Genomic DNA, 12,872 nt, shown 5'->3' on the forward strand with positions numbered 1-12,872 from the left:
CATATGACGATGATCTCTCCGTGGCAAAAGGGACATGTTCCCCAACCCAACGGAGGCTTCCATGAATTCCGATCACGAAATCGAAGTGACAGAAGAAACCTCGGCCCCCGCCGAGGCGATTGAATCTGCTTCCGAAACCGCTCTCGATCATGCCGCTGCCGCGGTCGAAGCCGCCGATCTGTCAGACGAAGACGAGGATGGTGATGACGAAGAAGGCGACGACGAAGACGGCGAAGAGTCCGACGAAGACGACGCCGATGACGCCGGGAAGGCCGAAGGCGACGACGCCGAGGGCGAGGAAGAATCCGAAGACGGCGAGGCCGAAGAAGACGACGACGACAAGGAAGAAGCGGCCTGATTTTTCAGGCGGATTTCGCGAAAAAGGGCGGCGCTCTCGCGTCGCCCTTTTTCGATTTGATTAGTTTTCCCGAACGCCGACTTTTCAGTTCTCCAGAATGCTGACGCGCACGCTGTTCTCGTAGACGTCGACCTGGATCAGCGGTTCGCCATTGACGATGGCGCGCTTGGTTGAGGAACTCATAGCGCCGGGGCGCTCCAGCATGCGCTGCAGGTCGGCCCGCTGGTCATTGGTCCTGAACCAGGCGTCGCCCTCGTCGTCGCTGTCGCGGCGATGGAATTTGTGCCAGTTGGCGCGGTCCTGCCGCACCATCTGCGCGGCGCTGTCCAGCGCATAGCCGTCACTTGCCTGGTGATCGCGATCGGAAATGCGCGCGACATAGGATCCCAGCATGTCGTCCGCATGGGCCACGCCGCTAAGCAATGACGCCAGCAAAAGCCCAGCCACTGTAACGGTCTTCGATTTTTTCATGAGCAACCCCCTTGCCTTGAACGATGCAATCCCATCTGCCGGAGCCGCTTGGCGAAAGGCCGACCGCAGGGCCGCCAGCGAGATACGTCTGGAAGAAATTCGCCTGACAATGGTGCACGGGGCGCCGGACTGCCGTCAAGCCGTTGAGCATTTTGATCGGTCAGTTGGCAGGTCGCTATTTGACCTTGCCGGCTCCTGAAGCCGGCTGTTTGGCTGGCGGTGGCGCGGCTGCCGCCGCTTTTCCGTGCGCTGGCGCGGGGGCTGCCGAGGCGGTCGCTGTCGCGGGTGCGGTCGCTGCCGCGGGTGCGGTTGCCGTAGCGGGGGCGGTTGCCGCAGCCGGCGCCTTGGCTTGCACGGGTGTCTGGAAGGCGCCGCCGACGACGCCGCCACGAATGATCGTCGGGCTCTGCGGGAAGGGGTGCCTCGCCTCGGCCTTGTCCGGGATTGCCGCCACCTTTTCATAGGTGACGTCGGGCTCGCCGAGCGCAACGACCGACACCACGTCGCTCGCCTTGCCGTCGGTCGCCTTCAGCACAACGACGGAGGGCGTCGAGGCCGGCGCGCCGGGAAAGACCAGCGACGAGGCCTGAGTCTCGCCAACCGCGGCAGCCAGAGTGATAACAAGCGTTCCCCAGATACGCAAAGACACTGACATAGCTCCCCATTGCCCAGAAGCTGCACGATAGGGCCCGGCGATTGATGCCGGCTTTCATGGAAAGATAGCATTTTAGGAATTGACGAATTGCCTTTGCCCGCTTGCCCCGGCGGCGCTGTCGTACTACGCAGCCGGCATCCGCGAGGTGACGAGAGTGGCTGAAATACTTGCCGTCGGCGAAGCGATGGAACCGGCGTTGGCGCTGCTTGAGGGCGGCGATGTCGTCGCCATTCCGACAGAGACCGTCTATGGACTGGCCGGCGACGCCACCAACGGCATCGGCGTGGCGCGCATTTTCGAAGCCAAGGGTCGGCCGCGTTTCAATCCGCTGATCGCCCATGTCGCCGACATGGCGATGGCCGAGCGCATCGCGCTGTTCGATCCGCTGTCGAGGAAACTCGCGCTTGCCTTCTGGCCGGGTCCGCTGACGCTGGTGCTGCCGCAGCGCCCCGGCAACGGCATTCATCCGCTGGTCACCGCCGGGCTCGACACGATCGCCTTGCGTATGCCGAGGGGGTTTGGTGGCGACCTGATCGCCAGGCTTGGCAGACCGCTTGCCGCGCCCAGCGCCAATTCATCCGGCAGGATCAGCGCCACCACTGCGCAGGCCGTGGCGGCGGACCTCGGCGCCCGCATCAAGCTCGTGGTTGATGGCGGCGCCACACCGGTCGGGCTGGAATCGACCATCGTCAAGGCCGAAGGCGAAAGACTGCGCCTGCTTCGGCCAGGCGGCATCGCCGCCGCGGACATCGAGGCGGCCATCGGCATGGAGTTGCTGCGCGGCGGCGCCGCCGGGGTCGAGGCGCCGGGCATGCTTGCCTCGCACTACGCGCCGGGCGCGGCGGTGCGGCTCAATGCCGGCACGGTTGGCGAAGACGAAGCGTTGCTTGCCTTCGGCGACCAGCGCGCGAAAGGCTGGCATCATGCGGCCGCATTCCTGAACCTGTCCGAAACAGGTGACCTGCGTGAAGCGGCAAGCAATCTCTTCGCCTACATGCAGGATCTCGACCGTAGCGGCGCGCGCACCATCGCGGTTGAGAAGATTCCCTTTGACGGGCTCGGCGAGGCGATCAACGACCGGCTCTCCCGTGCCGCCGCTCCTCGTGACAACGCACAGCCCACAACGTAGTTTTCCCAGATGACCGAAACCGCAAAGACACTCGATCCCGCTCTCATCGATCGGTTCGCGGCGATCGTCGGCGACAAATACGCGCTGCGCGACCGGCAGGACATCGCGCCTTATCTCATTGAGCGACGCGGCCTCTGGCATGGCGCGACGTCCCTGGTCCTGCGGCCGGGCAGCGTCGACGAGGTCAGCCGGATCATGCGGCTGGCGACAGAGACCGGAACGCCAATCGTGCCGCAAAGCGGCAACACCGGGCTGGTCGGTGCGCAGGTGCCTGACAAATCCGGCCATGAGATCGTCCTGTCGCTGTCGCGGCTGAACCGCATCCGCGAGATCGATGTCCTGTCCAACACGGTCACGGTCGAGGCCGGCGTCATCCTGCAGACCTTGCAGGAAGCGGCCGACGCCGCCGACCGGCTGTTCCCGCTGTCGCTCGCCGCGCAAGGCTCCTGCCAGATCGGCGGCAATCTTTCGTCCAATGCCGGCGGCACCGGCGTGCTTGCCTATGGCAATGCGCGCGAGCTCTGCCTCGGCGTCGAGGTGGTGCTGCCGACCGGCGAGGTCTTCGACGATTTGCGCAAGCTGAAGAAGGACAACACCGGCTACGACCTGAAGAACCTGTTCGTCGGCGCCGAAGGCACGCTAGGCGTGATCACCGCCGCCGTGCTCAAACTGTTTCCGAAGCCCAAGGGAAGGGACGTCGCCTTCGTCGGCCTGTCGTCGCCCGAGGCCGCCCTTTCCCTGTTCAGCCTGGCCATGGACCGCGCCGGGGCCGCGCTCACCGCGTTCGAACTGATCGGCAAGCGGCCATACGATTTCACGCTGGCGCATGCCCCGGGCGTGACACGGCCGCTGATCGAGGATTGGCCCTGGTATGTGCTGATGCAGATTTCATCCGGCCGTTCGTCGGAGGATTCGCGGGCGCTGATCGAGGATGTGCTTTCGGCGGGTCTCGAGCAGGAATTCGTCGGCGATGCCGTCATCGCCGCCAGCCTCGCGCAGGGCGATGCCTTCTGGAACTTCCGCGAGCTGTTGCCCGAGGCACAGAAGCCGGAAGGCGCTTCGATCAAGCACGACATATCGGTGCCGATCGCATCGATACCGCGTTTCATCGCGGAGGCCGCCGGCGCGGTGGCCTCGGTCAGTGCCGGCGCCCGGGTGGTATGCTTCGGCCATATGGGCGACGGCAACCTTCATTATAACATTTCACGGCCCGTCGACGGCGACGACGAGGCGTTTCTGGCGCTCTACCATGCCATGAACAAGGCCGTGCATGACGTGGTGCGCAGCCTGCACGGTTCGATCTCGGCGGAGCACGGCATCGGCCAGTTGAAGCGCGACGAACTGATCGCCACCGCGCCGCCGATGGCCATCGATCTGATGCGCAGGGTGAAGACCGCCTTCGACCCGGCCGGCATCATGAATCCCGGTAAGGTTATCTGATCCTTTCAACATCTTGTGGCTGGTGGCATTCCGATAACCATCCCTGAGATCAGCAAAATTTAACCGACTTTCTTAAGCGCGGCGGTAAGGAGCCGGCGCTACTGTTTCCCCATAACGAGGCCGGGAAAACTGGCCCGGAGAGAACCGGACACCGGCTCTCAGGAGACAGACAGGAAGGCGCTCTATGAACGTGAACACCGGACTTAAGCCAGTCTGGGCGGGACGCAACATGCGTCTCGACCCATTCCGCCTGCCGCAGGTGGTGAGCTACGCGACGCGCGACGATTATGGCGACGTAACCTTCACCATCGACCAGCGTGGCGCCGTGATCCGCCGCCTGCTCGAGATGAGCGGCCTGCCGGCGATCATCGTGCTGCCCGCCAATGCATTTCGCGGCGTCGCCGCCCGTGCGATGGAGGATCCGGAAGGCAATGTCACGGTGACCCTGGAACTCCTGCACAACGATCCGATGCTGTCGGTGCCGCTGCTGGTGGCCGACGATCTCGAAGACGTCGCCGCCGACTGGCGCGCCTGGGCCGATGCCTACCGTCTGCCGATGCTGCTCATCGAATCGGACGGCGTCGCCCGCACGCTGGAGGAATCGCTCGGCGCCGCCATCAAGACACTGCCGCCGCAGGACCGTCGCAAGGGCCGCGTTTCCAACACGCGCCGCCCACGCTTCCTTGCCCGTCGCAGAACCGGGGACCTCGGCCTCAGGCTGGTCATCGACGGCCAGGAAATCATTTCCCGCGATTAGCTTTCTTCTCCCCGTCTCTATACGGGGAGAAGTGCCCGGCAGGGCGATGAGGGCAGCGCCGACCTCCGCTGATTTGGCCATTTCAAACTTTGGTAGAATGCAAGCGGCCTGTCGCCGCCGTGCATTTCGCCTCGCCTTCAAGGTCGGCGCTGCCCCTCATCCGGCTGCCGCCACCTTCTCCCCGTATAGTGACGGGGAGAAGGAAAAAGCCGCTACACCAGCGGCTTCAGCGCCACCCACAGCGCGCCACCGATCAGGCCGAGGAAGATCAGCCAGCCGACCTGGTTGTTCGACCGGAACAGCCGCAGGCACTGGTCCGGATCGTCGATGTGCAGCACCGCGATCTGCCGGGCAAGATGCGCACCGGCGGCGATCAGTCCCGCCAGCGCCACCACCGGGGCCTGCGCCGAGGCGAAGGCGACGGCGAAGCAGATCAGCATGCCGCCATAAAGCCCCGCGAGCCACGCCTTGGTGTTGTCGCCGAACAGCCGTGCCGTCGAACGCACGCCGACAATGGCGTCGTCTTCCTTGTCCTGGTGCGCGTAGATCGTGTCGTAGCCGATCACCCACAGGATCGAACCGATATACAGCATGATGGCGGGGCCATCGAGATCACCGAACTCGACCGCCCATCCCATCAGCGCGCCCCAGGAAAAGGCAAAGCCGAGAAACAGTTGCGGCCAGTTGGTTATCCGCTTCATGAATGGATAGACGGCGACGATCACCAGCGAGCAGACGCCGAGCAGGACGGCAAAGCTGTTGAACTGCAGGAGAACCGCCAGGCCGACCAGGGCCTGCAGCACAAGAAACAGCCAGGCTCGCCGGCGCGTGGTCTGGCCGGACGGCAGCGGGCGCGAGCGTGTGCGTTCGACCTGGTTGTCGATGTCCTCGTCGACAATGTCGTTATAGGTGCAGCCGGCGCCACGCATGGCGATGGCGCCAATCAGGAACAGTACGAGATACAAGGGCGCCGGCAGCAGCGAAAGCAGCGGGTCGCCAGGCCGGGGATAGGCGCTCGCCGCCAGCGCGGCCGACCACCAGCATGGCCACAACAGCAACTGCCAGCCGATCGGCCTGTCCCATCGCGCAAGCTGGGCATAGGGCCAGATCGCGCGCGGCAGCACGCGGTAGACCCAATGGCCGTTCGGCGCATCGGCGACGCGGCCCTGGGACGCTTTCGACTGGACAGGTTCCATTGGCATGGAGTGGCAGCAGCGGCGGAACCCGTCAAGCGGCAAGCAGGCAGGGAGCGCCCAACCATCCGTCAGGAGGTGAAGATATCGCGTGTGGAAAACCAGACTTTCGCCACCTCGATGAAAGCCAGCGCCGCGTTCGACACGCGCTGCTGCGTATCGTGGGTGAGAATGATGCGCTGCATGGGCAGCGGATCCGACAGCGGTTTGCACACCAGACGCAAGCCGTCATAGCTGTGGTCGCCATGCGGGCGGGTATAGCTGACCGCGACGCCGAAGCCGTTGGCCACCATGCTGCGCTGGAGTTCGAACGAGCTTGTGCGCATGTCGGCGACGGGCGACAGGCCACGGCCGCGGAACAGGTCGAGCATATGCTGCCAGCTATGTGGCTGGTCGGTTGTGATCAGCGGGTAGGCGGCCAGATCCGCAAGGCTGACCTCGGAACGCTCGGCCAGCGCATGGCCCGCCGGCAACAGCGCATGCGGCCGCAGCTCGTGCATCAGGATGCGGGCGAAATGCGACGGCAGGCCGAGATCATAGCTGAGGCCGAGATCGACGGCCGCGTCCGCCAGGCGCCGCCCGAGCGTCTCGAACGTCTCGTCGCGGACGATGACGGTGACCGCTGGATGGCGTTCGGAGAAGGCGCGGATGAGGCCCGGCGCGAAAAAGGGCGCCAGATCCTCGAAGCAGCCGAGCACCAGTTCGCCGCCGACCGCCGAGTTGGCCTTCCCCAGGCCCAGGAGTTCGTCTGTCTCGGCAAGAACCTGCCTGGCCTTCGCCACCACGACACGGCCGAAGGAGGTCAGCGAAACACCGCTTCCCCGCTGGCGCACGAACAGTTTCTGGCCGAAATCCTTTTCGATGGCGTCGATGGCCACCGAAATAGACGGCTGCGAAACGTTGAGCGCCCGGGCAGCGCCGGTGACACTGCCATGGCGGGCGACGGCGATGAGATAGCGGAGTTGGGTGAGGGTGAGACTAATAGTCAAAACCTATGTGTCAGATGAGAAGTTATTATTTTACTGAATGAGCGGCCATTGCGATAGTCGCCTCCATCCTGAAAGGAGGACATTATGGCTTCCCAAACCGCTACACGGGCAACGGACACCGAAATCATCGATGCCCGGACAATCGCCGACTACCAGCGTGACGGCGCGGTCTGCATCCGCGGCGCCTTCAAGGGCTGGGTCGACACGATCGCCGCCGGCATCGAGCGCAACATGCAGAACCGCAGCGCCACCGCGTCCGACATCGCCAATGGCCGCGGCAGTTTCTTCGACGATTACTGCAACTGGGAACGCATCCCCGAATTCGTCAAGGTGGTGCGCGAATCGCCGGCGGCGCGACTAGCAGCCGCGGTGATGCAGTCGCGTACGGCGCAGTTCTTCCACGACCATGTCCTGGTCAAGGAACCCGGTACGCAGAAACCGACGCCGTGGCACCAGGACATTCCTTATTATTTTGTCGATGGCCAGCAGACCGTGAGCTTCTGGATCCCCATCGATCCGGTGAAGGAGGCGACGCTGCGCCTGATCGCCGGCTCGCACAAATGGGACAAGATGATCCTGCCGGTACGTTGGTTGGACGACGGCAATTTCTATGCCGCCGAGGGCGATTATCGTCCGGTGCCGGATCCCGACCAGGATCCATCGATGAAAGTTATCGAATGGGAGATGGAGCCCGGCGACGCCATCCTGTTCGACTTCAGGACGGCGCACGGCGCGCGCGGCAATATGACAGCGGCACGGCGCCGGGCGCTGTCGCTGCGCTGGGTCGGCGACGATGCCCATTATGTCGAGCGGCCCGGCCGCACCTCGCCACCCTATCATGGCCATGGCATGCAGCCGGGGCAGAAGCTGCGCGAGGACTGGTTCCCGGTGGTCCACCAGGGCTGAGCGAGTGCCGGAATAGGGGCGCCGGTGGCGGGCGCCCCTATTGCGCAGGGGGATAACGTTCCCGTGCGCAATTCCGATCAATCCACCCTGATGCCTTGACCCGTCGTCCAGAGAGCAATAGCGGGTTGTTCTCTCTATGGGATAGTTGGCATCAAGAGGTGGCCATGAACGTTCTTCTTCTCGGCTCCGGCGGCCGCGAACATGCACTGGCCTGGAAGATCGCCGCCTCGCCGCTGCTGACCAAGCTCTATGCCGCTCCAGGCAATCCGGGCATCGGCGCAGAGGCCGAGCTGGTGAAGTTGGATATTGCCGACCACGCCGCCGTCGCCGCCTTCTGCCGGGAGAAAAAAATCGACCTCGTCGTGGTTGGCCCGGAAGGGCCGCTCGTCGCCGGCATCGCCGATGATCTGCGCGCCGAAAACATCCGCGTCTTCGGGCCTTCGAAGGCCGCCGCGCGGCTGGAAGGCTCGAAGGGCTTCACCAAGGATCTCTGCGCCCGGTACAACATCCCGACCGCCGCCTATGGCCGTTTCGGCGATCTGGCCTCCGCCAAGGCCTACCTCGAAAAGACAGGCGCGCCGATCGTCATCAAGGCCGATGGGCTCGCCGCCGGCAAAGGCGTCACCGTCGCCATGACAATGGATGAGGCGCAGGCGGCACTCGCTTCCTGCTTCGACGGCTCCTTCGGCGCCGCCGGCGCGGAGGTGGTGATCGAGGAATTCATGACCGGCGAGGAGGCGAGTTTCTTCTGCCTCTGCGACGGCACCACGGCACTTCCTTTCGGCACGGCCCAGGACCACAAGCGCGTCGGTGATGGCGATGTCGGGCCCAACACCGGCGGCATGGGCGCCTATTCGCCGGCCCCTGTAATGACGCCTGACATGATCGAGCGCACCATGCGCGAAATCATCGAGCCGACCATGCGCGGCATGGCCGAGCTTGGCGCGCCCTTCGCCGGCATTCTGTTCGCTGGCCTGATGATCACGCAAAACGGGCCGAAGCTGATCGAATACAACACCCGCTTCGGCGATCCGGAATGCCAGGTGCTGATGATGCGGCTCAGGGATGACCTGCTGGTCCTGCTCAATGCCGCCGTCGACGGCCAGCTCGCGCATACCTCGGTGCGCTGGCGCGGCGAGGCGGCGCTGACCGTTGTGATGGCGGCGAGGGGTTACCCCGGCACACCGGAAAAAGGCTCCGTCATTCGCGGCGTCGAGGACGCCGCGGGCGAAGGCGTCCAGATTTTCCATGCCGGCACCGCCATCAATGGCGGTGCGCTCGTCGCCAATGGCGGCCGCGTGCTCAACGTCACGGCGACCGGAGCCACGGTTGGCGAGGCGCAGGCGCGAGCCTATGCCGGGCTCGACCGCATCGATTGGCCGGACGGATTCTGTCGCCGCGACATCGGCTGGCAGGCCGTGGCGCGCGAAAAGGCGGGCTGAAGCTCCGACCGGTGGGCGACGGCTACCGCTGGCTGCGATCGAGTTCGGTCGAAGCGGTGCTGAGCGGATCGGCCGCAGCGAAGGCGGCGTCGAGTTGTGTGGGCGAGCGCTGCCCGGCCCGCTTCCAGGCGACATACTGGACGATGCCGAAGCCCGGCCGTGGCGGCACCGTCTTCACGACAGGCATGCGAAACCCGTCGCGGAATTTCGACCAGCGCGAACCGAGCACAGCGACCATTTCCTCGACAGTCGGCGGCGTCGCAACGTCGGCATAAATGATGGTGGCCTTGCCGGCCAGTGCGGCTTCCCGCGAGAGCGGCACCGGCACGCTGGCAAGATAATCGGAAGGCACGTCGAGCAGTCCGCCGAATGGCCATTGCTGGCGCAGCGCGGCGGCATCCGTCGGCACCACGTTGACGTCGATATCGTTCGGCGTGCCGGCGACCCGATAAGGGCAGCGGAAGCGGCCGCAATTGGCCTGCGCCGAGAACTGCCAGAGCGCATAGCCCTGCCAGTTGCCCATCGGAAAATGCACTTCGATGTCAGGTTTGTAGCGCGCGTACCAAAGCGGCAGCCGCGACAGGAGCCGGTATTTGTAGCGGTTGTCAGCGATGTACTGGGCGGTCTTGCCGTTGGTGTAGAGCACAGGGAAGCGGCCGATGCGCCGGTGCACCTGGCGCACGAACTCCTCGGCGTCGTCGAGCGACATCCATTGCGTGGGATCGATGCCCTCGATGTCGAGGGCCATGAGATCGTCCGGCGCGGGGTCGGCGAAATCGAGGAAATTGTTGGCCTGCTCGACTGGATTGCCGGGGCGGGCGAGGTGATAGGCGCCCCACTTCATGCCGAGCGCCTTGGCCACGACCCTGCGTGTCTGGAACAGCTCGCGCGTCACCGCGTGGCGCTTCCATAGCGTCTTGCAGAGCTTCACCTCGGTGTCGCCGCCGGAACAGAAATAGGGCGGCGGCATGCCGTCGGACGCCTTGTTGATGAAGGCGACGATGCGCTTGTCGGTGGCAAGCTGGGCCCAGTCGATGGAATTGTATTCGTAGGCGTCGATGACCAGGGCGCGGTCGGCGTTCTTCCACGGCTCGGAGAAATCCGAAGCCTTTGCCGCGGGCGACAGCGCCATTGCTGCCGCGAAAGCGAGAAGCGCCGTGCGGCGAAGGAAGCGCGCTGTCCTTTTCAAAACAGGGAATCCCCGTTGATCAAAGGCGAATGCTGAACCGCTATGGTTAAGGAAATGCTTCTCGAGCCGATGCGGTGCGTCAGGCGAACAGCTTCAACGCCGTCGCTACCAAGCTGTGGTCACCGTCGGATAAGGGGCTGAAATTCAAACGGGTCGGGCGCGGGCTCTTGTCGCAATGTGCCTTCCGCGACGCGCTTGCGGTGATGGGCAAGCGAGCATCGCGGCGAGCACAATATGCCGCGATCCGACCAGTAGGCGGCGCCGTTTGCCAGCTCGCCGTGATAGTAGGAAAACCCGGCTGCCCGGTAGGGCAAGCCGCATTCGATACAGCGATAGGCGTCAGGTCTGGCTAGCATGGAATGTTCCGGTCGGCTGGTTTTTTCGCCGGTCGATTTGATCCGGCATTGATCGAATTTAGTACAGGCCGGCCCGATTGCAAAATCCGCGTGACAAAATTTGACGTTTACGTAAAAAGAAGATGGGAGACCGCCCAAAGGCGGATAGTTTTGCGGTGGCACTCGCTCTAGGGTCGGCGAGGCCGATGCATCAGGAGGATCGAGCGGCATGTATCGGGCACCGGTCGAGGATATCGCGTTCACCCTGAAGCATGTGGCCGGCATGAAATCGGCCATCGATGCCGGAGCGTTCGGCGATCTCGGCGAGGATCTGGTCGATGCCGTCCTTGGCGAGGCCGGCCGTTTCGCCACCGAGGAGGTGGCCCCGCTTTACAAGATCGGCGACGAACAAGGTGCCGTGCTGAAGGATGCGGTCGTCACCACCCCGACGGGCTGGAAAGAACTCTATCGCCGCTGGATCGACGGCGGCTGGAACGCGCTCTCCGGGCCGGAAGAGTATGGCGGGCAGGCGCTGCCGACGATGCTCGGCGTCGCCGCGCTCGAAATGTGGAATTCGGCCGCCATGGCGTTCGGCATCGGCCCGACGCTGACCATGGGCGCGGTCGAAGCGCTGGACAAGCACGCTTCCGAGGACCTCAAGGCGAAATACCTCGCAAAGCTCGTCTCCGGCGAGTGGATGGGCACGATGAACCTGACCGAGCCGCAGGCGGGCTCCGACCTCGCAGCGCTACGCGCCCGCGCCGAGCCGGCCGGCGACGGCACCTACCGCATCTTCGGCCAGAAGATTTTCATCACCTATGGCGAGCACGATTTCACCGACAACATCGTCCATCTGGTGCTGGCGCGGCTGCCCGATGCGCCCGCCGGAACACGCGGCATCTCGCTGTTCCTGGTGCCGAAATTCCTGGTCGGCGACGATGGGTCGATCGGAGCGCGCAACGACGTCTTCTGTTCCGGCCTCGAGCACAAGCTCGGCATCCACGCCTCGCCGACCTGCACCATGATCTATGGCGACGGCTTTCAAGGCGCCAAGCCAGGCGCCATCGGCTGGCTGATCGGCGAGGAGAACAAGGGCCTCGCCTGCATGTTCACCATGATGAACAATGCCCGCCTGGCCGTCGGCATGCAGGGTGTCGCGGTCGCGGAAGCCGCGACCCAGAAAGCGATCGCCTACGCCAATGAACGGCGTCAGGGTAAGGCGGCGGATTACGCTGGTGCCGGCATGGCGCCGATCGTTCACCACCCGGACGTGCAACGCAATCTCCTGACGATGAAGGCGCTGACGCAGATCGCCCGCGCCATCAGCTACAGTTGCGCCCACGCCATCGATCTCGCGCGCGTATCGTCGGGTGACGAGGCGGGGCATTGGCGCGACCGAGCCAATCTCTTGACGCCGCTGGCCAAGGCTTTTTCCACCGATATCGGCGTCGAGGTTGCCTCGCTCGGCGTCCAGGTGCATGGCGGCATGGGCTTCATCGAGGAAACGGGTGCGGCGGCTCTCTACCGCGACGCCCGCATCGCGCCGATCTATGAGGGCACCAACGGCATCCAGGCGATCGATCTGGTGATGCGCAAGCTGCCGCTCGGCGGCGGCGAGCACGTGCATCGCTTTATCGACGAACTGGCTGGTATCGCCAATGCAGTGCGCACCTCCAACCTGCAAGGCTTCGGCCGAACCGCCGATCTTCTGGGTGCGGCCCTTGGCGATCTGACGCAAGCGACCCGCTTCCTGCAAAAACTGGCGGCCGATGGTCAGACGGACAAGGCGCTGGCTGGCGCCACGCCGTATCTGCGGCTGATCTCGCTCGCCGCCGGCGGCGCCTATCTGGCGCGCGGCGCTCTTGCCGATCAGGGCCGCATCGCGCTGTGCCGCTTCTTCGCCGAGAATCTTATCGGCGAGGCCGGCGCGTTGAAAGACCGCGTCATCGACGGCGGCGACAGCCTTGCCGCTGCTGGCAAGGCGCTGATTTCCGCCTGACATTCACTG

General features: G+C 64.6%; 13 protein-coding genes. 7 read left to right on the top strand and 6 right to left on the bottom strand.

Going from position 1 to position 12,872, the window contains the following annotated elements; all coding sequences use genetic code 11:
* Nucleotides 1-61: 61 nt before the first annotated feature.
* Entirely contained in the window at nt 62-358 is a 297-nt protein-coding gene (locus EN808_RS15295) for an ATPase (protein WP_127873090.1), read from the top strand.
* 84 nt (nt 359-442) lie between these two features.
* Here EN808_RS15295 and EN808_RS15300 read toward each other — a convergent pair whose 3' ends face one another.
* Nucleotides 443-829 carry a hypothetical protein gene (locus tag EN808_RS15300; protein ID WP_127873091.1) on the bottom strand — a complete coding sequence of 129 codons (387 nt, stop codon included), beginning with the start codon at nt 827-829 and terminating at the stop codon, nt 443-445.
* A gap of 175 nt (nt 830-1,004) precedes the next feature.
* A complete protein-coding gene (locus EN808_RS36330) occupies nt 1,005-1,478 on the bottom strand; it encodes a hypothetical protein (protein WP_167531503.1) in 474 nt (157 codons plus the stop codon).
* A 160-nt stretch (nt 1,479-1,638) separates the two neighbouring features.
* Here EN808_RS36330 and EN808_RS15310 point away from each other — a divergent pair, with 160 nt between their 5' ends.
* The 3 genes from EN808_RS15310 to EN808_RS15320 all read left to right on the top strand — a co-directional run bounded on the left by EN808_RS15310 (nt 1,639) and on the right by EN808_RS15320 (nt 4,810).
* Complete coding sequence (locus EN808_RS15310; RefSeq protein WP_189524120.1) at nt 1,639-2,613, top strand: L-threonylcarbamoyladenylate synthase; 975 nt, start codon at nt 1,639-1,641, stop codon at nt 2,611-2,613.
* A gap of 9 nt (nt 2,614-2,622) precedes the next feature.
* Nucleotides 2,623-4,053 carry an FAD-binding oxidoreductase gene (locus EN808_RS15315; RefSeq protein WP_135916272.1) on the top strand — a complete coding sequence of 477 codons (1,431 nt, stop codon included), beginning with the start codon at nt 2,623-2,625 and terminating at the stop codon, nt 4,051-4,053.
* 190 nt (nt 4,054-4,243) lie between these two features.
* The gene (locus EN808_RS15320; protein WP_127278163.1) at nt 4,244-4,810 is read left to right on the top strand and encodes a DUF6101 family protein; all 567 of its coding nucleotides are present in this window, start codon (nt 4,244-4,246) and stop codon (nt 4,808-4,810) included.
* A gap of 212 nt (nt 4,811-5,022) precedes the next feature.
* On the opposite strand, the gene ubiA is transcribed toward EN808_RS15320, so the two are convergent.
* Both ubiA and EN808_RS15330 read right to left on the bottom strand, forming a co-directional pair.
* A complete protein-coding gene (gene ubiA / locus EN808_RS15325; RefSeq protein ID WP_189343699.1) occupies nt 5,023-6,006 on the bottom strand; it encodes a 4-hydroxybenzoate octaprenyltransferase in 984 nt (327 codons plus the stop codon).
* A 68-nt stretch (nt 6,007-6,074) separates the two neighbouring features.
* A complete protein-coding gene (locus tag EN808_RS15330) occupies nt 6,075-6,986 on the bottom strand; it encodes a LysR family transcriptional regulator (RefSeq protein WP_127278162.1) in 912 nt (303 codons plus the stop codon).
* 90 nt (nt 6,987-7,076) lie between these two features.
* On the opposite strand from EN808_RS15330, the gene EN808_RS15335 reads away from it, so the two are divergent.
* Nucleotides 7,077-7,898, top strand: a complete 822-nt coding sequence (locus tag EN808_RS15335) for a phytanoyl-CoA dioxygenase family protein (protein WP_127278157.1) — start codon at nt 7,077-7,079, stop codon at nt 7,896-7,898.
* Nucleotides 7,899-8,062: 164 nt separating this feature from the next.
* Nucleotides 8,063-9,340 carry a phosphoribosylamine--glycine ligase gene (gene purD, locus EN808_RS15340; RefSeq protein ID WP_135916273.1) on the top strand — a complete coding sequence of 426 codons (1,278 nt, stop codon included), beginning with the start codon at nt 8,063-8,065 and terminating at the stop codon, nt 9,338-9,340.
* Nucleotides 9,341-9,362: 22 nt separating this feature from the next.
* Here purD and EN808_RS15345 read toward each other — a convergent pair whose 3' ends face one another.
* Both EN808_RS15345 and EN808_RS15350 read right to left on the bottom strand, forming a co-directional pair.
* Nucleotides 9,363-10,472, bottom strand: coding sequence for a glycoside hydrolase family 25 protein (locus tag EN808_RS15345; RefSeq protein ID WP_135916322.1), 1,110 nt, complete (start codon nt 10,470-10,472; stop codon nt 9,363-9,365).
* 176 nt (nt 10,473-10,648) lie between these two features.
* A complete protein-coding gene (locus EN808_RS15350) occupies nt 10,649-10,885 on the bottom strand; it encodes a hypothetical protein (protein ID WP_135916323.1) in 237 nt (78 codons plus the stop codon).
* A 208-nt stretch (nt 10,886-11,093) separates the two neighbouring features.
* Here EN808_RS15350 and EN808_RS15355 point away from each other — a divergent pair, with 208 nt between their 5' ends.
* Nucleotides 11,094-12,863: an acyl-CoA dehydrogenase gene (locus EN808_RS15355; RefSeq protein ID WP_135916274.1), complete on the top strand. Its 1,770-nt coding sequence runs from the start codon at nt 11,094-11,096 to the stop codon at nt 12,861-12,863.
* The last annotated feature ends 9 nt before the right edge of the window (nt 12,864-12,872 follow it).

The organism is Mesorhizobium sp. M8A.F.Ca.ET.165.01.1.1, assembly GCF_004792065.1.
Classification (GTDB): Bacteria; Pseudomonadota; Alphaproteobacteria; order Rhizobiales; family Rhizobiaceae; genus Mesorhizobium.